This is a genomic window from Actinoplanes sp. ATCC 53533, assembly GCF_003947245.1.
Genome location: NZ_QHHV01000074.1, coordinates 20,671 through 38,531, shown reverse-complemented (window position 1 = coordinate 38,531; position 17,861 = coordinate 20,671). Strand labels below are relative to the sequence as shown.

Below are 17,861 nucleotides of genomic sequence, written 5' to 3'. Positions count from 1 at the left end.
TCAACGGCGTGACATCCGCGCGGAGCAGCCCTGCCCCGAAGGGCAGGAGGGCCGAGTACGCCGAGCTCACCCGCCGGGCGATCCTGGAGGCGGCCCGCGACCTGTTCGTGGAGCGGGGCTATTTCGCCACGAAGATCGACGACATCGCCCGGGCGGCTCGCGTCGCGCCGGCGACGGTCTATGCGGTCGGCGGCGGGAAGAACGGCCTGATCCGTACGCTGATCGAGTCCGGCACCGCGGCCGACGACATCCCGCGGATACTCGTCCGGATCGAGTCGATCGCCGAGCCGGAAGAGCTGATCCGCTTCATCGTTCATGCCACGCGCCTGAAGTTCGCGCAGTGGTCCGGCCTGATGCGACAGGTCGTCGCCGCCGCCCCGCAGGAGGCGAGCGTGCGCGAGAGCCTGCGGATCGCCCACGAAAGCATGCGCGGTGGGCTGAATCTGACCGCCCGCCGGCTGGCCGCGATGGGCGCGCTGCGCCCCGGTATGGACGTCGCCCGAGCCACCGATGTGCTCTGGCTCCACCTCTGCAACGCCGCCTACTTCGTCCGCACCGACGACCTCGGGTGGTCGCTGGACGACTCCGAGACCTGGCTCAACGAGGCACTGCCGTTCGCCCTGCTCGGCCACCGCGCGCCGTAGGCGCCCGCCGCCGGCCGCGTCCGCGGCCGCGGCCGTTGGTCAGCCCGGGAAGGACTTCGGGTCCACGTCGCTGGTCGAGGCGTTGCCGCCGATCACCGGGGTGAGCGTGATCGTCCAGATCGAGGCCGAGACCGCCGTCGTGCTGAACTTGAACGTGTCGTCGAACTTGCTGAACGAGCAGTCCCGGGTGAAGCCCTTCTTGGCTTTGTTCCAGTCCACGCCCGAGGCCGTGTAGACCCGGTAGGTGCCGTCGCGCACCCCCTTGGCGGTGAAGGTGCCGCCGCCGCGGACGTACACCGTCAGGACTGCCTTGGGGTTCTTGCCCTTGGTCGGCACCAGGCTGACCGTTGTGTCGGCCGCGCCGTTCTTGATCTTCAGGTGGCCGGAGCCGCCCGAGCTCGTGCGCTTGATGAACGTGCCGTTCTTGAGGCGGTTCTTGGTCTCCTTCGGCGCCGCCGGCAGGAACGTGCCGAACTTGTACTTCGGGTCCGTCGCCGCCAGCTTCTTCGCGTCCTCGCGGATGCCGTCGGCCCAGCCCGACTGCAGCACCGTCGCCCACGGCGAGGCCGCCGGGCACTCCTGCTTGGCCGAGGCGGTCTCGTCGACCATGTCGCCGAGGCTCTCCAGCTCCAGCGCGAGCTGCCCGTGCGCCGCGGCCGCGCCGGCCGGCGGCAGGGTGGCGCGCAGCTTGTCGGCCTCGGCGCGGATCGTGGTCGCGGCCGCCGGGGCCGCCTTGGCGAAGGCCGCGCCGTCCGCGGTGTTGAGCTTTTTGAAGCTCGTCCCGATCGCGGTGTCGGAGGCCGCCAGCACCTTGACGTACTGCTCCGGGGTGAGCGGGTCGGTCGCCACCTTGGGCGCGTTGGTGCCGCCGGTCGCCGCGATGCCGTTGCGGTTGCCGGCCTCCGGGCTGTCGTCGCCGCCGGAGAACACCCGGACGATGCCGCAGCAGCCCAGGGCGAGCAGGACGACGATGCTGCCGCCGATCACCGCCGTGCGCCGGCTGCTGCGCGCGCCGGCCTGCGGCGGCCCGGCGAGCGCCTGCGGCTGACCCGGATATTGCGGCTGGCCCGGGTATTGGGGCTGGCCCGGATATTGGGGCTGGCCCGGGTATTGCGGCTGGCCGGCGAAAGGCTGACCGGGGTAGGGCTGACCAGGGTAAGGCTGGCCCGGCGCATAGTCGGGCCCGGGCGGGACGGAGACGGGAGCGCCCGAATAGGGCTGCGGTGGGGGGAACGGGGAGGACACCCGGATGGTGACGGGCACGTTGCCGGCGGTCTGGCTCTGCGCCCAGACGACCGCACCGTCCACGGTCCCGGGCGGGATGACCACGTGGAGCGGACCGTGCGTCGGTGACCAGACCTGCCTGGTCGTGCCGGCCGCCGCCTCCGCCTGCGGGACCTCGATGACTGCGCTCTGAAACCCCGGATCCCCCGTCATGCTGACGAGTATGGATGAGGCACGCCAGCCGGCGCTGCCCGAAATCCGTCACCTGGGACAACGGTTCGGTATCGGCAGGTCAGGAGATCATCAGCATCGCACCCACGCCGAACAGAACCAGCACCAGCATCGCGATGAGCAGGCCCCGCTCGGAGGCGGCTGCCGCTTCGGCCGGTGCGACCGTCGAAGTCAGGGGCTCGGTGGTCATGGCGGGTTTCCTATCTCGCGGGGGAGGCCGGCTTCAGGGTGCGGTCGGCCGTCAAGGGGCCTACGGTGAGGGCGTCGTCGACCTCGGAAGGGCTGCCCCGTGCCACTGGAGGACTGGTTCCTGACCGCGGACGAGCGCGGCAACCCGGACTCACACATACCCACCTGGTGCGGGGGAAACACCGCAGAGCCGCTTATTCACGGAAGAACGTATTTCGACCGTTTGGTGAGCGAGGTGGAAGCGCTGCGCGACGGCGACCACCTGTTCTTCACCGACTGGCGCGGCGACCCCGACGAGCGGATGCGTGATGACGGACCGACCGTCGCCGAGCTGTTCGCCGCGGCGGCCAAGCGCGGTGTGGTGGTCAAGGGCCTGCTCTGGCGCTCCCACATGGACAAGCTGGCGTACAGCGAGGAGGAGAACCGCACCCTCGGTGACGACATCGCCGCCGCCGGCGGCGAGGTGCTGCTCGACCAGCGGGTCCGGCGCGGCGGATCACACCACCAAAAGCTGGTGATCCTGCGTCACCTTGGCAATCCGGAACGTGACATCGCGTTCGCCGGGGGCATCGACCTGTGCCACAGCCGGCGCGACGACGCCGGTCACCACGGCGACCCGCAGCCGATCGCGATGTCCGCCGCGTACGGTAAGCACCCGCCCTGGCACGACGTGCAGCTCGCGCTGCGCGGCCCGGTGGTCGGCGCCCTTGATCTCACCTTCCGGGAGCGCTGGACCGACCGGGTGCCGCTGGACCAGCACGGACCGATCGCCACGGTGCAGGACAAGCTGCGCGGCGCCGACCTGCATGCCGACCGGCTGCCGCCGCAGCCGCCGGACCCGCCCGAGTGCGGCCCCTACGACATCCAGGTGCTGCGCACCTACCCGGCGATGCGCCCGCCGTACGGTTTCGCCCGGCTGGGCGAGCAGAGCATCGCGCGTGGCTACACCAAGGCCATCAAACGGGCCCGCCGGCTGATCTACCTGGAAGACCAGTACCTGTGGTCGAAGGAGGTCGCCCAGCTCTTCGCGGACGCGCTCAACGCCAACCCGGGCCTGCACCTGGTCGCGGTGGTGCCCCGGCACCCGGACGTGGACGGCCGCTTCGCCCTGCCGCCCAACCAGGTGGGCCGCGAGGAGGCCATCGCGCTGTGCCGCAAGGCCGCGCCCGAGCGGGTGCACGTCTTCGACGTGGAGAACCACGCGGGCACGCCGGTCTATGTGCACGCCAAGGTCTGCGTCGTCGACGACACCTGGGCCAGCACGGGCAGTGACAACTTCAACCGTCGTTCGTGGACCCACGACAGCGAGCTCTCGTGCGCCGTCCTCGACCGGACCCCCGACGAGCGGGAGCCGCGCGATCCCGCCGGCCGGGGCGAGGGCGCCCGGAGGTACGCCCGCGACCTGCGGCTCGCGCTGAACCGGGAGCACCTGGATCGGGCCGGCGACGACGCCGACCTGATCGACCCCGACGAGGCCGTACGCGTGATCAGCGCCGCCGCCGACGCGCTGCGGGACTGGCACGCCGGCGGCGAGCGGGGCCCCCGCCCGCCCGGCCGGCTGGTGCCGCACGAGACCGAGCGCCTGCCGTGGCACCAGCGGCTGTGGGCGGTCCCGGCGTACCGGCTGATCTACGACCCGGACGGCCGCCCGTGGCGGGCTCGCCGGGCCGGCACGTGGTAGTGCCAGCCATACCCCGGAAGTAGCCGTGGACGGCTGGGAACGACCACCCCGCGCTCACTACCGTGACGCTGTGTCGACAAACGAGTCTCCCTGGCAAGCCCTCAGCGAGCGCCGCTACCTGCTCTCGGCGGGTCCGTGGCGCGCCCTGGTCTACGTCCTCACCACGCTGCCGTTCGCCGGGGTCGCCGGCACGGCGCTGGGCATGTTGATCCTGCCATGGCTGGGCGCCGGCGTGCGCGTGGACGAGGGCCGGGCGCTCGGCGCCCCGTTGCTGTTCCTGATGGTGGTCGCTCTCGCCCTGTTCGCCGGGCTCGGCCCGCTGTTCGCCATCCCGCTCGCCGTGGTCGAGCGGGGCCGGCTGGCCCTGGTCGACCGGCGTCCCGTGCAGTCGGCGCACCGGCCGCTCGCGGTGGATCCGTTGACCTGGCTGCGGGTCCGCTACTCCGAGAGCGCCACCTGGCGCGAGGTTCTCTACAGCGCCTTCCTGGGTCTGATCGTCCCGGTCGTCTACGGCGTGTACGCCTTCTTCGTGCTGATCGACATCGGCTTCCTGGTGAGCCCGCTGCTCGCCGCGACCGGCACGGACAGCTGGCAGTTCGGTGTGTTCAGCGTGCGTACCGTCGGCCAGGCGATCCCGCTGGCGGTCGTCGGGCTGCTGCTGGTCCCGGTGCTGATCTACCTGCTCGGGCTGATCTCCGCCGGGCAGGCGGCCACCGCGCGGGCGCTGCTCGGCGACCGCGACGGCATCGCGCTGCGGGCGGTGGCGCAGTCCCGGGCCCGGCTGGTGGACGCCTTCGAGGCGGAACGCCGGCGCATCGAGCGCGACCTGCACGACGGCGCCCAGCACCGGCTCACCAGCCTCACCCTGCAACTGGGGATGGCCCGCCTGGACGTGCCCGCGGATTCGCCGGCGGCGGCCCCGCTGGCGCAGGCGCACGACGAGGCGAAGGAACTGATGGTGGTGCTGCGCGAGCTGATCCACGGCATCCGGCCGCAGTCGCTGGCCGATCTCGGCCTGCCCGCGGCGCTGCGGGAGCTGACGGTCCGTTCCCCGCTGCCGGTCACGGTCACGGTCGCGGAGGGGCTGCACCGGCCGGCCCCGCACCTGGAGAGCACCGCGTATTTCGCGGCCTCGGAAGCTCTGGCCAATGTGGTCAAGCACGCCGGGGCGAGCCGCGCCGACCTGCTGCTGGCCCAGCCCGGCGACATGCTGGTGCTGGAGGTCCGCGACGACGGCCACGGCGGCGCGGACCCGGCGCACGGCACCGGGCTGACCGGGCTCGCCGACCGGGTCGCGGCCGTCGGCGGACGGCTGCTGCTGGCCAGCCCCGCGGGTGGCCCTACCCTGATCCGGGTGGAGCTTCCGTGGCAGAACTGATCCGGGTGGTGCTCGCCGAGGACGGCGTGCTGCTGCGCGAGGGTCTGATCGGGGTGCTCTCCCGCTTCGGGTGCACGGTGGTGGCGGCGGTCGGCGACGGCCCGGCGCTGCTCGCGGCGGTCGCCGAGCACCGGCCGGAGCTGGTGATCACCGACATCCGGATGCCGCCGGGCTTCACCGACGAGGGCCTGCGGGCGGCGGTCACCCTGCGCCGGGAGCGGCCGGAGCTGGCCGTCGTCGTGCTGAGCCAGTACGTGCAGGAGGAGTATGCGGCCGCGCTGCTGGACACCGGCGACGGCCGGCGGATCGGCTATCTGCTCAAGGACCGGGTGGTCGACGTGCCGGACTTCATGGCCTCGCTGCGCACGGTCCTCGACGGCGGCACGGTCGTCGACCCCGAGGTCGTGCGCCGGCTGCTGCGCCGGTCCCGGGATCCACTCGCGACGCTGTCGGCACGCGAGCGTGAGGTGCTGGGGCTGGTCGCCGAGGGCCACTCGAACTCGGCGATCGCGGCCCGGCTGTTCGTGACCGACGCGGCGGTGGGCAAGCACGTCGGCAACATCCTGGCGAAGCTGAACCTGCCACCGGCCGACGACACCAACCGCCGGGTGCTGGCCGTGCTGGCCTACCTTCGGGCCTGAAGCGTGCCGGCCTAGAGATGTTCCGGGCGCAGCGCCCAGGTGGCCGGCGCCCAGATCGGGGCCTGCGGGTCACCGGTCAGCCGCAGGCCGATCCGCCAGGCCCGCATCGAGGGGCGGCCGGCCGCGTCCCAGCGGTCGATGATCTCCACCGCCTGGTCGCCGTACCCGGTCGCCTGGTCTCCCCCGGCCAGCACCGAGCCGTCGGGCAGGATGGCCGCGCCGCCGCTGCCGTCCTCGTCCAGCAGGACCACCCCGCTCAGGTCGTGGCCCGGCAGCGCGGCGTGGGTGGCCCGGTTGCTCCACACCCCGGCCGCGTACCAGAGGTCGCGGTAGCCGTACGAATCCAGGGCCGGCTCCCAGCGCGGCGGGGCGAACGGCGCGAACGCGGTCAGCGACCCGGACGACGCCGGCGCCGGGTGTGAGCCGGGATGGGTGGCGGTCAGCGGGCCGGACGCGCTCATGAACCCGGACGGGCAGAGCACCGTCGCGGTCACCGGCCCCTCCGCCGGGCCCTGGATCGCGAGGACCGGGTGGGTGCCGGCGTGCTCGACGGGCACGACGACCGGGCCCGGCCGCGTCTGGGCCAGCCACCGCGGCGACACTCCGGCGACGCCGACGGTCACGATCGCCCGGTCGAAGCTCTCGCCCGGCACGCCCGCGTAGCCGTCGCCGGTGACGACCCGGACGCCCTCGACGCCGGCCGTGGCCAGCGCGGCCCGGGCCCGGGCCGCGACGTCTTCCTGCACGTCCACGCTGGTGACCCGCGCGCCCAGCGCCGCCAGCAGGGCGGCGTTGTAGCCGGTGCCGGCGCCGATCTCCAGCACCCGGTCGCCGGGGCGCACGTCCAGGCCGGCCAGCATGATCGCCATCAGGGACGGCTGGCTGGACGAGCTGACCGCCACCCGGCCGTCGACCTTGGTGACCAGCACGTCGTCGCGGTAGACCGCGGTGCGGAAGCCGGCGGAGCCGGGCCGGGCCCAGGACCCGTCGCGGCGCTGGAAGCCCTCGGCGACGAACACCTCGCGGGGCACGGCGGTGAATGCGGCGGCCAGCTCGGGCGTGAGCGGGGCGCCGTTGCGACGGAGCTGCTCCACGAATCGTCGCCGCAGGTCAGTCACTCCTCCACCGTACGGCCGCGGCGGCCGCGGCGCTCAGTCGATCCGGCACGTCGGCCTCGTGGTAGGGCCGCTCCGCGGGCTCGATGCGGTCCAGGAAGTCCGCGTACGCCGCGGCCGCGCGCAGCTCCGCGACCGGCCGGATCAGGTCGACGGCCCGCTCGGGATCGGCGCCGGGCAGCTCCGCGCGCCACCGCTGGGCCCACGCGTGCAGCACCTTGCCGGGCTCGTCCAACCCCTCGGCGAGCCGCAGGATGTCGTACGCCGGGTGGGCGACCGACGCGTCGCCCCAGTCGACGATCACCCGGGTGTCGCCGTCGGCGCGCACGTTGCCGGGATGCAGGTCGCCGTGCACCAGCGTGTCGGGCAGCCCGCACGCCCGGATCGCGGCGAACCGCGCGGGCAGCTCGTCCAGCAGCGCGGCGAGCCCGTCGATGCCGTCCAGGAACGGCTCGGCCACCCGCACGTACCGGTCGGCGTCGAACCGCTGGTCCGGCAGCCCGGCCGCGAGCAGTTCGTCGACCCGGCCGGCGAAGTGCACCTGGGCCGGGTGCCAGTCGGCGGCGACGGCCGCGCAGAAGTCGGCGTCGGCGCCGTACCGGTCCTCGCCCGGCACGTGGGCGAGCAGCATCCGGCCGGGGGCGGCGGCGGAGAGGACGGTGGGCACCAGGCCGGGCGCGAAGCCGTCCACCAGGGCGAGCACGGCGGGCTCGTGGGCGAACATCCGCGGCACCTGCTTGAGCCAGGCCACCGGGCTGCCCGCGGCGTCGAGATGCCAGATCATCGACAAGTTCCAGGTGCGCTCCTGCACGGCGGTCAGGCCGTCCCGGCCCACCGCGGCCAGCGCCCAGGCCACCGAGGCGGCCGGGCCGCCGGGAACCGCGTACGGGGCCCGCAACGGGTGCGGCGCCAGGTCCACATCGGCCGGGGCGAGCGGCACCGCCGGCGGCTCGAAGACCTGGGCCAGGTAGGTCACGTGGCCGCCCGGCTGGCGGGGCCGGTCGGCGTGCAGCAGCCGCAGCACGTGCACCTCGACGCCGTGGCGGGCCCGGGCCGCCGCGACCACGTCGGCCACCGACATCCACCAGGGCACCTCGACCGCCACGGGTGGCAGCGCGCCCAGCAGCGCACCATCGGCGTCGACGAGGACAAGTGTCACGGTTCGGCTCACCCGAGGAAGGTAGCCGGTGGTCCGCCACGCCGGCGAACGCTTTCAGGCCCGCACCGGAACCTGGATACCGTGGTGTCTGTGAACAACTCCCAGGTCGGCTCGACCCTCGTCTTCGACGTCACCGAGCCCGCCGAGATCGTCCTGCGGATCGCCGCCGTCGACCCGGTCACCGAATCCCTGCTGATCTCCAGCGGCGGCCGCGCCGTCGAGGCGGTGGAGCTGCCCGGCCGCCAGCACTACCTGCGGGCCCCCGAGGGCCGGCTGACCGTGACGTACTCGGCCGAGGTCCCCCCGACCCGGCCGAGGTCGCCGGACGTCACCGAGCTCGACCGGATCGTCGCGCTGCGGCCGAGCCGGTACTGCCCTTCGGACCGGATGGCCGGCTTCGCGGGCACGATGTTCGGCGGCCTGCCGGACCCGGCCAGCACCGTCCGGGCGATCCGGGACTGGGTGCACGACCACCTCAGCTACGAGCCCGGCAGCAGCGGGCCGACCACCGACGCGGCGGACACGCTGCTCGACGGGCGCGGCGTCTGCCGCGACTACGCGCACCTGGTCACCACGCTCTGCCGGGCGCTGAACGTGCCGGCCCGGGTGGCGGCGGTCTACGCGCCGGGTCTGTCCCCGATGGACTTCCACCTGGTGGCGGAGACCGCACTGGACGGCCGGTGGCGGGTCTGGGACGCGACCGGGCTCGCGCCCCGGCAGAGCCTGATCCGGATCGCCACGGGCCGCGACGCGGCGGACACCGCGCTGGCCACCACCCTGTCCGGCTGGCTGACCATGCCGGAGCTGCTCATCACCGCGGTGGCCGGCGGCGACCTGCCGATCGACGACCACACCGGGCTCGTGGAGCTGGCTTAGCCGTCCTTGCGGACCTGGTAGGTCAGGTGGGTGACGCCGGTGCCCTCGACGACCTTCGGGTCGGTCGAGCCGGACCGGGGTCTTCGTCAGGCTCGAGAAGAACGGGATGCCGCGGCCCAGCAGCACCGGGATCAGCGACACCACGATCTCGTCCAGCTCACCGGCGTCCAGATACTGCCGGGTCAGGGTCGGGGTCGCCACCGCCACGATCTTGTCGCCGGCGGCGGCCTTCGCCGCCGCCAGGGCGGCCAGCGCGTCGTCGTGGAACGTGGTGGTCGAGTCCGCCCGGGGCCAGCCCGGCGGCACCGAGTGGCTCACCACGAAGACCGGGGCACCGCACGGGTGCGTTCCGCCCCAGCCGCCGGCCAGGTCGAAGACGCGCCGGCCGGCGAGGAGCGCGCCGACCGCCCCGGTGAACGCGGGTCGCAGATGCTCCGCGCTGGCCGCGGAGACCCGGGCGGTGATGTCCGCGTTCCAGCTCGGGATCTCGACGTCCCCGTTGCCGTACCAGCCGAACAGCTCGTCGACGCCGTCGCCGAGGTCGGCGACGAAGCCATCCAGCGACATCGACATGTCGGCTACCACTTTGGCCATGACAATCATCTCCCCTCCGTCACGATGGTGTCACGTCACCGCCTCGTAGCGGGCGCGCAGCACGGTGCCGTCGGGGCGGCCGTGCAGGCGCAGCCGGGCCATGCCGCCGTCCGGGAAGATGTCCAGCCGGACGTGGGTGGCGACCGGCACCACCGACACGCCGAAGCGGTGCCGGGTGTCCGGCGAGAGCCGCACCTGCGGCAGCAGGTCGAACCAGTCCGTCGGGTCGTCGAGCAGCCCGGTGCGGGCGTCGATGCCGCGCAGGATCGCGCTGCCCGGCGCGTTGCCCTTGAAGTGGCTGGTGTCCAGCTCGGCCAGCTCGATCACCGACGGCACCGCCAACTGCACCAGCACCCAGTCGTTGCCGTCGTCGCGCCGCCGGGAGGTCTCCCAGCCGTCGCCCATCGAGCGGGCCTGGCCCGGATAGATCATGTTTTGCGGGTGGCCGTAGAACATGTTGCTGCAGCCGGCGATCCGGCCGCCGTGCTCGGCGGCCGCCACGTCGAAGACGCTCGGCAGCAGCCGCGGGTCGGGCACCACCTCGCCGTGCACCCGCAGCCGGGCCACCCCGCCGTCGGGGTAGATGTTCAGCCGGATGTGGGTGTATCGCTGGCTGGAGTCGACGGCGAACAGGTTCTGGCTGTCGCCGACCAGCGGGGAGCGCGGCACCAGCGGCACCCAGCGCGCCTCGGCGAGCTGGACCGGGTCGGGGTAGCCCTCCAGCGCCGCGCCCTCGACCGAGGCGTGCGGCGGGTAGTTGCCGGTGAAGAACGCCGTGTCGATGTCGACGCCGTGCACGATGCCGGGCGCGCCGAGCCGGACGATCACGGTGTCATGGCCCGGCTCGCGGCGCCGCCGGGTCTCCCAGCCGTCGTAGACCTGGCCCTTGTGCCCGAAGGTCTGCGGCGCGAACACCGGCCGGGCCGGCTCGACCAGGTGGTCGGCGGCGGCGAAGAACTCGTCGTTGGCGAACACCACCCCGCCGCCGAAGGTGCGCGACGCCAGGTCGGGCAGCAACGTGAACTCTTCCATCCTCAGACCTCCCGGGTCAGGAAGACGCCGCGAGGGGCGTCGCCGGTCACGGTCCGCCCGCGCAGCCAGGTCGTGCGGACCACACCGGTCAGGACCTTTCCCGCGTACGGCGTGACGGGGTTGCGGTGGTGCAGCCGTACCGGATCGACGGTGAAATCCGCCTCCGGGTCGAAGGCGACCAGGTCGGCGTCGGCACCCACCGCGATCCGGCCCTTGCGGTGCAGCCCGACCAGGTCGGCGGGCCGGCGGGCCATCCAGCTCACCACGTCGGAAAGGGTGTGCCCGCGCGGGCGGGCGGCGGTCCAGATCACCGGCAGGCCGAGCTGCACGGACGCGATGCCGCCCCACGCCGCGGCGAAGTCGCCGGTGTCCCGGCGCTTGAGCTCGGGCGTGCACGGCGAGTGGTCGCTGACCACGCAGGTGATCAGGCCGTCGGCGAGCGCGGCCCAGAGCCGGTCGGCGTTGGCCGCGTCCCGGATCGGCGGGCAGCACTTGAACTCGGTCGCGCCGGAGGGGATCTCGGCGGCGTCCAGGGTCAGGTAGTGCGGGCAGGTTTCGGCGGTGACCCGCAGGCCCTCCGCCTTGGCCTCGGCGATCAGCGGCAGGGCGGAGGCGGCGGACAGATGCAGGATGTGGACCCGCCCGCCGGTGGCACGCGCGGCCGCGATCGCGGTCGCGACGGCGGCGTGCTCGGCGTCGGGCGGCCGGGAGGCGAGAAAGTCCGCGTACGCCGGGGAGGACGCCGCGGCGTGCAGGTGGTCGGGGTCCTCGGCGTGCACCACGAACTGGGCGTCGACCGCGCGCAGGGCGTCGCCGAGCTGGCCGGGGCTCAGCGGCGGAAACTCGGGCACCCCGGAATCGGCGAGGAAGGCCTTGAAGCCGTACACCCCGGCGGCGTGCAGGGCGGGCAGCGCGCCCGCGTTGCCGGGGATCGCGCCGCCCCAGAAGCCGACGTCCACGTGGATCTGGCCGCGGGCGGCGTCCTGCTTGACCGCGAGCGCGGCGGCGTCGACGGTCGGCGGCAGGCTGTTGAGCGGCATGTCCACGATGGCGGTGACCCCGCCGGCGGCGGCGGCGCGGGTGGCGGTGGCGAAGCCCTCCCACTCGGTCCGGCCGGGCTCGTTGACGTGCACGTGGGTGTCGACCAGGCCGGGCAGCAGCGCGACGTCGCCGAGGTCGACCTCCTCGGCGGCGGCCAGGTCGGCGGCGTAGTCGTCGACGGCGACGATCCGGCCGGCGGCGACGGACACGGCGGCCGGGCGCTCACCGCCCGCGACGATGGCACGACGGGACCGCAGCACGAGATCGACCATGCGCCGAGCCTAACCGCCCGGCGTTGCCGGACGGTTCCGTCGCGCGAAGCCGCCGCGCAAGATCACACCGGGTTGTCCGGTTCCTGACCGTTGCGACCGCCGGGACAGCGGAGACGTGCCCGGTGCCGGTATAAAAAGATCTCGGCGAGCCCTCCGGCCTGGCCACTGACCAGGACGGAGTCCCACCCGCATGACCCGACGCATGGCCTCCCGCAAGGTCGCCCTGACCGCCGCCTTCCTCGCCCTGGCCGCCGGTGGCACGGCCGCCTGCGACAACCTCGGCGACGACGATCTCGCCGGGTCGACCTACGAATGGGAGTCGGACGACCACGACGCCGAGCCCGGCTCCGGCTCCGGCTCGTACGAGTCCGACTTCTCGGGGGCCGAGGAAGAGGAGGCCGAGGACGAGGACGAGGACGAGGACGAGGACGAGGAAACCGCGACCGACGAGGTGTTCTACTGCGCCGACGAGGAGGGCGAGATCCTCGACGAGGAATACTGCGCCGACGCCGACGAGACCTCGTCGTACTTCCTCTGGTACTCGCCGAATTACGCCCGGGGCCTGCGGCCGGGCACGTTCCTGGACGGCGGCGACTACATCTCGGCGGGCGACCGGGCGGCCCGGCGGGCATTCAAGCTGCCGGCCACCGGCAAGGTCGGCAACGGCACCATCAAGACCGGCGTCGTCGGGCGCGGCAGCGCCGGCTCGGGCATCAGCACCGGCACCTCGGGCGGCTGACCGGCCGCCCGGCATCCGGGGCGGCGCGGCGATTTCCGTGGGCCGGCGCGGTCAGGTCAGGGCGGTGAGCTCCTCCCGGGTGAAGCCCACGTCGTCCAGGGCGCCGCAGTCCAGGCCGCGCAGCAGGTAGCCGGCCAGCGCCCGGGCCGTCGCCGGCTCGTCCAGAATGCCGCCCGACTGCCTGTCCAGGTAGCGGCGCAGCCGGATCGAGGCCGCGTCGACCCCGTCGGCGAAGAACGCGTAGGTGGCCGCGAACCGGGTCGGCAGCTGCGCGGGGTGCAGATCCCAGCCCTGATAGAAGCCGCGTTCCAGGGAGCGGCGCACCAGCCGGTGGTGCAGCGCCCAGGCGTCGTGCACGGCCACGTCCGAGCCGACCGGCAGGATGTTCGTCGAGCCGTCGGAGAGCCGGACGCCGGTGCCGGCCGCGGCGGCCTGGATGACCGCCTTGGCGTGGTCGGCCACCGGGTGGTCCATCGCCTGGTAGGCCGCCGCCACGCCGGCCGCCGCGCTGTAGTCGTACGTGCCGTAGTGCAGGCCCGTGCAGCGGCCGGCGGCCGCCGTGATGAGCCGGGCCACCGTCGCGGTGCCGTCCGCGCCGAGCACCGCCGACGGCAGCTCGATCTGGATCTCGAAGGTCAGCGTGCCGGCGGCCAGGCCGTACCCGCGCTCCAGCGTCTCGCAGAGCGCGACCATCGCGGTGACCTGGTCCGGGCCGCTCACCTTGGGCAGCGTCACCGTGAACGGCTCGGGGTTCAGCGAGCCGTACAGCGACAGGAACAGGTCCAGGGTGCGCAGCGACCGGTGCCGGGTGGCCGCCTCCAGCGACTTGATCCGGATGCCGAGGAACGGCGGCCGGGGGCCCTCGGCGAGCACGGCGACGGCCGCCTTGACCGCCGCGTCCTCCTGGTCGTCGTCGCGGACGCCGTACCCGTCCTCGAAGTCGACCCGCAGGTCCTCGATCGGCTCGGTGGCCAGCTTGGCCCGGACCCGGTCGGCGAGCGCGGCCGGGAACGGCAGCGGCGGGCAGTCGTCCAGGGCGGCCAACGCCTGCGGACCCCACTCGCGGAACCCGCCGATGCGGTCGGCCGGGATGTAGACCGTGTGCACCGGCTGCCGCCCGGGACGCTCACCCGGATAGCGGGTGGCGAGGAACGTGTCGTGGGCGGCGAGCCGGCGGTCCAGGGCGGCGTAGTCGTCGTCGCTGAGCCGCATCGTCAGTCGATCGAGTCGTAGGCGGCCGTCGTCAGGAACTCCGCGAAGTCGTCGGCGAGCGCGACCCGCTCGAAGAGCTTGCGGGCGTCGTCGAAGCGGCCGGCGGACCAGGCCTGGTCGCCCAGCGCCTCGCGAATCTTGGCGAGCTCCTCGTCCTCGATCCGCCCGACCAGCTCGGCCGTGATCGCGGTGCCGTCGTCCAGGCGTACCCCGTTGTGGATCCACTGCCAGACCTGGGAGCGGGAGATCTCCGCGGTGGCCGCGTCCTCCATCAGGTTGTTGATCGCGACCGCGCCGTTGCCGCGCAGCCAGGCCTCCAGATACTGCAGGGCGACCGAGACGTTGCCGCGCAGGCCCGCCTCCGTCACCGCGCCACCGGTGACCGCCACGTCGAGCAGCCGCCCCGCGTCCACGCCGACGACGTCGTCGCGGCGGCGATCGAGCTGGTTGGGCCGGTCACCGAGCACCCGGTCGAAGATCTCCCGGCAGACCGGCACCAGGTCGGGGTGCGCGACCCAGGAGCCGTCGAAGCCGTCGCCGGCCTCGCGCTCCTTGTCCTCGCGGACCTTGGCGAGGGCGACCTCGTTGACCGCCGGGTCGCGGCGGCTGGGAATGAAGGCGGCCATTCCGCCCATCGCGAAGGCGCCGCGCTTGTGACAGGTCGAGACCAGCAATTCCGTGTACGCCCGCATGAACGGCGCCGTCATCGTGACCGCCGCCCGGTCCGGCAGCACCATCGCCGGGTTGTCCCGGAAGTACTTGATGATGCTGAACAGGTAGTCCCAGCGGCCCGCGTTGAGCCCCGAGATATGCGGGCGCAGGGCGTACAGGATCTCGTCCATCTCGAAGGCGGCCGGGATGGTCTCGATCAGCACGGTGGCCCGGATGGTGCCGACCGGGATGCCGAGCGCCTCCTGGGCGTAGGTGAAGACGTCGTTCCAGAGCGCCGCCTCCTTGTGCGACTCCATCTTCGGCAGGTAGAAATACGGCCCGCTGCCCCGGCTGAGCAACTCGGCGGCGTTGTGGAAGAAATAGAGCCCGAAGTCGACCAGCGCGCCGACGGCCGGCTCGCCGTCCACGGGCAGGTGCCGCTCGTCCAGGTGCCAACCCCGGGGCCGCATGACGATCGTCGGGTACGGGCCCTCGCCGAGCTCGTAGGTCTTCTGCCCGGTGTCCAGCGTGATCGTGCGCCGGATCGCGTCGTAGAGATTCTGCTGGCCGTCGACCACGTTCGCCCAGTGCGGGGTGTTGGCGTCCTCCAGATCGGCGAGCCAGACCTTCGCGCCGGAATTCAGCGCGTTGATGGTCATCTTGCGCTCGGTCGGCCCGGTGATCTCCACCCGCCGGTCGGTCAGATCGGCGGGCGCCGGGGGCACCCGCCAGTCACCCGCCCGCACGTCGGCCGTCTCGGCCAGGAACCCGAGGCTGCCACCGGCGGCGATCTCGGCGCGCCGGGCGGCACGGGCGGCCAGCAGCTCGTCCCGGCGCGGCCGGAACCGCCTGTTCAGCTCGGCGACGAACGCCACAGCCTGGTCGGACAGAATCTCGGTCACGGTCGGCGACTCCCCTCGAAGGCTTCTCCCCCGTACGGTATCCGTCCCCGCGCCGCGCGCATCCGCTAAGCCCCGTCGAGCAGCCTGCGGTGCGCGTTGCGGGCGCGCAGGGTGAGGCTGCGGGCGTCGGCGTTGACCAGTTCGCCGCGTTCCACCACCGGGCGGCCGCCGACCAGGGCCAGCTCGACCGGCGCGGCCGGGCCCAGCACCAGCGCCGCGACCTTGTCGTCGATGCCGTCGTGGCCGAGCCCGTCGAGGCGCCACAGCACCAGGTCGGCGAGCTTGCCCACCTCGATGGAGCCGATGTCGGCCGCGCGGCCGAGGCAGCGGGCGCCGCCCATCGTGCCGAGCCGCAGCGACTCGCGGGCCGACAGCGCCGTCGGGCCGCCCCGCAGCCGGGCGACGTACAGCGCCTGGCGCAGCTCCTCGCCCAGGTGGGCCGCCTCCTGCGACGCCGAGCCGTCCACGCCCAGGCCCACCGGCACGCCGGCGTTCAGCAGGTCGCGGACCCGGGCCAGGCCCGCGCCGAGCCGGGCGTTGGAGCTCGGGCAGTGCGCGACCCCGGTGCCGGTCGCGCCGAGCCGGGCCACGGCCGCGTCGTCCAGGTGCACGCCGTGCGCCAGCCAGACGTCCTCGCCCAGCCAGCCGAGCTGCTCCGCATACTCCACCGGGGTGCAGCCGAACTGCTCCCGGCAGAAGTCCTCCTCGTCGTCGGTCTCGGCGAGGTGGGTGTGCAGCCGGACGCCCTTGCGGCGGGCCAGCTCGGCGGCCTCGCTCATCAGCCGCCGGGTCACCGAGAAGGGCGAGCAGGGCGAGACGCCGATCCGCAGCATCGATTCCGGTGACGGGTCGTGCCAGCGGTCGATCGCCGCCTCGGTGGCCGCCAGGGCCGCGTCGGTCTCCTCGACCACGTGGTCCGGCGGCAGCCCGCCCGACGAGCGGCCCAGGTCCATCGAACCGCGGGTCGGGTGGAACCGCAGCCCGATCTGCCGCGCGGCCTCGATCTCGGCGGCCAGCACGTCCCCGCCGTCGCGCGGGAAGACGTAGTGGTGGTCCATGCTCGTCGTGCAGCCCGACAGCGCCAGCCAGCCCAGGCCCGCGCCCGCCGCGGCGCCGACCACCTCGGCGTCGATGCGCCCCCAGATCGGATACAGCGTGGTGAGCCAGCCGAACAGGTTGTCGTCCTGGGCCAGGCCCCGGGTCACCCACTGGTAGAGGTGGTGGTGTGTGTTGATCAAGCCCGGGGTGACCAGGCAACCGGTGCCGTCGACCCGGCGCGGCGAGCCGGGCAGCGGGCCTGCGCCACCGGCGCCGACAGCGGCGATCCGGCCGTCGTCGCCGACGACCACGTGGCCGTCCGCATACTCGGTGTCGTCCGCGTCGACCGTCGCGACGGTCACGTTCTCGATCACGATCATAGGTACCACTCCGCGCTGGCCGGGGGCGCGTCGTCGCGCGTGACGGTGCCCTCGATCAGGCCGTACGGGCGATCGCCGGCGATGAAGACCTCCTGCGGATTCGCCAGGTCGAACGGCGACAGATCCACCAGGTAGTGATGCTTGTTGGGCAGTTCGAGCCGGATCTCGGCGAGCTCCGGCCGGTTTTGCAGCACCCGCTCGCCCATCGCGTACAGCGTCTGCTGCAACGAATAGCTGTAGGTGCCCACGAACGCCTCCACCAGCGCGTCCTTCGCACCTACGAAGGATTCCTCCCAGTCGGCGGCGTCCGTCAGGTGCCGCCAGCGGGCGGCGACGGCGGTGGCGAGGATCCGGTCGGTCGCCTCCGGCAGGGTGGTGTACTTGTCGCGGGGAAAGCCGTGGAACTCCGAGTCGGTCGTGTTGAGCAGCACCAGGTCCTTCAGGCCGGAGACCACCTGGGTCCCCTGCTCCGCGACGGTCACCACGGCGGTCCGCACGAAGTCGCCCGAGCGCCGGAACGAGTGCGGGCCGAGCCGCTCCCAGCCGTACGACTCCAGGGTCACCTTGGCGCCGGAGACCTGCGGCTGCGTCGTCACGAAATGCCGGGCCAGCAGCAGCCCGAAGGCCTCCGGCGAGCCGACGCCGTGCTCGCGGGCGAACGCGTACACGGTGTTCTTCATCGTGTCGGTGGGCAGCACCCCGGCGTTGTCGCCGCGCAGGTGGGTGGCCGCGAGCTCACCGGAGAGCGCGACGCTCACGTTCAGATCTGTCAGGTCATGGCTGTCGCCGCCGCGGCCGACGTGCACCAGGCGCGTCTCCGCCTTGCCGTAACGGTTGCGGCCCAACACGATCGCCACGCGGG

The 17,861-nt window shown here is 73.3% G+C and carries 17 protein-coding genes; 7 read left to right on the top strand and 10 right to left on the bottom strand.

Translation table 11 applies throughout. The features are described from left to right. Nucleotides 1-8: 8 nt before the first annotated feature. Nucleotides 9-644 carry a TetR/AcrR family transcriptional regulator gene (locus DMB66_RS24605; protein ID WP_233624816.1) on the top strand — a complete coding sequence of 212 codons (636 nt, stop codon included), beginning with the start codon at nucleotides 9-11 and terminating at the stop codon, nucleotides 642-644. A gap of 39 nt (nucleotides 645-683) precedes the next feature. On the opposite strand, the gene DMB66_RS24600 is transcribed toward DMB66_RS24605, so the two are convergent. Both DMB66_RS24600 and DMB66_RS65295 read right to left on the bottom strand, forming a co-directional pair. Further along, the gene (locus DMB66_RS24600) at nucleotides 684-2,081 is read right to left on the bottom strand and encodes a hypothetical protein (RefSeq protein WP_125806481.1); all 1,398 of its coding nucleotides are present in this window, start codon (nucleotides 2,079-2,081) and stop codon (nucleotides 684-686) included. A 79-nt stretch (nucleotides 2,082-2,160) separates the two neighbouring features. Further along, the gene (locus DMB66_RS65295; protein WP_255440918.1) at nucleotides 2,161-2,289 is read right to left on the bottom strand and encodes a hypothetical protein; all 129 of its coding nucleotides are present in this window, start codon (nucleotides 2,287-2,289) and stop codon (nucleotides 2,161-2,163) included. 99 nt (nucleotides 2,290-2,388) lie between these two features. Here DMB66_RS65295 and DMB66_RS24595 point away from each other — a divergent pair, with 99 nt between their 5' ends. The 3 genes from DMB66_RS24595 (at nucleotide 2,389) to DMB66_RS24585 (ending at nucleotide 5,988) form a co-directional block, all read left to right on the top strand. After that, entirely contained in the window at nucleotides 2,389-3,969 is a 1,581-nt protein-coding gene (locus DMB66_RS24595; RefSeq protein ID WP_125806480.1) for a phospholipase D-like domain-containing protein, read from the top strand. 70 nt (nucleotides 3,970-4,039) lie between these two features. After that, complete coding sequence (locus DMB66_RS24590) at nucleotides 4,040-5,347, top strand: sensor domain-containing protein (RefSeq protein ID WP_125806479.1); 1,308 nt, start codon at nucleotides 4,040-4,042, stop codon at nucleotides 5,345-5,347. Next, complete coding sequence (locus DMB66_RS24585) at nucleotides 5,335-5,988, top strand: response regulator transcription factor (RefSeq protein ID WP_125806478.1); 654 nt, start codon at nucleotides 5,335-5,337, stop codon at nucleotides 5,986-5,988. The genes DMB66_RS24590 and DMB66_RS24585 overlap by 13 nt, the downstream gene beginning before the upstream one ends. Before the next feature lie 11 nt (nucleotides 5,989-5,999). Here the strand turns inward: DMB66_RS24585 and DMB66_RS24580 are convergent, their stop codons facing one another. Beyond that, nucleotides 6,000-7,106, bottom strand: coding sequence for a protein-L-isoaspartate O-methyltransferase (locus tag DMB66_RS24580; RefSeq protein WP_125806477.1), 1,107 nt, complete (start codon nucleotides 7,104-7,106; stop codon nucleotides 6,000-6,002). Continuing rightward, the gene (locus DMB66_RS24575) at nucleotides 7,099-8,274 is read right to left on the bottom strand and encodes a phosphotransferase family protein (protein WP_125806476.1); all 1,176 of its coding nucleotides are present in this window, start codon (nucleotides 8,272-8,274) and stop codon (nucleotides 7,099-7,101) included. Before DMB66_RS24575 ends, DMB66_RS24580 begins: the two co-directional genes overlap by 8 nt. A 78-nt stretch (nucleotides 8,275-8,352) precedes the next feature. On the opposite strand from DMB66_RS24575, the gene DMB66_RS62720 reads away from it, so the two are divergent. Beyond that, on the top strand, nucleotides 8,353-9,138 hold the full coding sequence (locus DMB66_RS62720) for a transglutaminase family protein (RefSeq protein WP_199752611.1): 786 nt from the start codon (nucleotides 8,353-8,355) through the stop codon (nucleotides 9,136-9,138). 106 nt (nucleotides 9,139-9,244) lie between these two features. Beyond that, nucleotides 9,245-9,781: a hypothetical protein gene (locus DMB66_RS61340; protein WP_158647346.1), complete on the top strand. Its 537-nt coding sequence runs from the start codon at nucleotides 9,245-9,247 to the stop codon at nucleotides 9,779-9,781. On the opposite strand, the gene alc is transcribed toward DMB66_RS61340, so the two are convergent. Both alc and allB read right to left on the bottom strand, forming a co-directional pair. Further along, the gene (gene alc, locus DMB66_RS24560; RefSeq protein ID WP_125806475.1) at nucleotides 9,763-10,764 is read right to left on the bottom strand and encodes an allantoicase; all 1,002 of its coding nucleotides are present in this window, start codon (nucleotides 10,762-10,764) and stop codon (nucleotides 9,763-9,765) included. The two genes, DMB66_RS61340 and alc, sit on opposite strands and share 19 nt — an antisense overlap. 2 nt (nucleotides 10,765-10,766) lie before the next feature. Then, on the bottom strand, nucleotides 10,767-12,077 hold the full coding sequence (allB, locus tag DMB66_RS24555; protein ID WP_125806474.1) for an allantoinase AllB: 1,311 nt from the start codon (nucleotides 12,075-12,077) through the stop codon (nucleotides 10,767-10,769). Between the two features lie 190 nt (nucleotides 12,078-12,267). Between allB and DMB66_RS24550 the strand changes: the two genes are divergently transcribed. Beyond that, nucleotides 12,268-12,816 carry a hypothetical protein gene (locus tag DMB66_RS24550; RefSeq protein ID WP_125806473.1) on the top strand — a complete coding sequence of 183 codons (549 nt, stop codon included), beginning with the start codon at nucleotides 12,268-12,270 and terminating at the stop codon, nucleotides 12,814-12,816. A gap of 51 nt (nucleotides 12,817-12,867) precedes the next feature. On the opposite strand, the gene DMB66_RS24545 is transcribed toward DMB66_RS24550, so the two are convergent. The 4 genes from DMB66_RS24545 to pucL form a co-directional block, all read right to left on the bottom strand. After that, nucleotides 12,868-14,028 (bottom strand): aldolase/citrate lyase family protein, encoded by a 1,161-nt coding sequence (locus DMB66_RS24545; protein WP_125806472.1) that lies wholly within the window; start codon nucleotides 14,026-14,028, stop codon nucleotides 12,868-12,870. A 2-nt stretch (nucleotides 14,029-14,030) separates the two neighbouring features. Then, on the bottom strand, nucleotides 14,031-15,581 hold the full coding sequence (aceB, locus tag DMB66_RS24540; protein WP_125806471.1) for a malate synthase A: 1,551 nt from the start codon (nucleotides 15,579-15,581) through the stop codon (nucleotides 14,031-14,033). Nucleotides 15,582-15,646: 65 nt separating this feature from the next. Further along, nucleotides 15,647-16,999 carry an 8-oxoguanine deaminase gene (locus DMB66_RS24535; protein ID WP_125806470.1) on the bottom strand — a complete coding sequence of 451 codons (1,353 nt, stop codon included), beginning with the start codon at nucleotides 16,997-16,999 and terminating at the stop codon, nucleotides 15,647-15,649. Beyond that, nucleotides 16,996-17,856, bottom strand: coding sequence for a factor-independent urate hydroxylase (pucL, locus tag DMB66_RS24530; RefSeq protein ID WP_125806469.1), 861 nt, complete (start codon nucleotides 17,854-17,856; stop codon nucleotides 16,996-16,998). Before pucL ends, DMB66_RS24535 begins: the two co-directional genes overlap by 4 nt. Nucleotides 17,857-17,861: the final 5 nt, after the last annotated feature.

Bases quoted from the DNA above. Each gene is read 5' to 3' on its own strand.
- DMB66_RS24545 (WP_125806472.1), bottom strand. From the start codon at position 14,028: ATGCGGCTCAGCGACGACGACTACGCCGCCCTGGACCGCCGGCTCGCC.
- DMB66_RS24535 (WP_125806470.1), bottom strand. From the start codon at position 16,999: ATGATCGTGATCGAGAACGTGACCGTCGCGACGGTCGACGCGGACGAC.
- DMB66_RS61340 (WP_158647346.1), top strand. From the start codon at position 9,245: ATGCCGCGGCCCAGCAGCACCGGGATCAGCGACACCACGATCTCGTCC.
- allB (WP_125806474.1), bottom strand. From the start codon at position 12,077: ATGGTCGATCTCGTGCTGCGGTCCCGTCGTGCCATCGTCGCGGGCGGT.
- DMB66_RS24600 (WP_125806481.1), bottom strand. From the start codon at position 2,081: ATGACGGGGGATCCGGGGTTTCAGAGCGCAGTCATCGAGGTCCCGCAG.
- DMB66_RS24550 (WP_125806473.1), top strand. From the start codon at position 12,268: ATGACCCGACGCATGGCCTCCCGCAAGGTCGCCCTGACCGCCGCCTTC.
- alc (WP_125806475.1), bottom strand. From the start codon at position 10,764: ATGGAAGAGTTCACGTTGCTGCCCGACCTGGCGTCGCGCACCTTCGGC.
- DMB66_RS65295 (WP_255440918.1), bottom strand. From the start codon at position 2,289: ATGACCACCGAGCCCCTGACTTCGACGGTCGCACCGGCCGAAGCGGCA.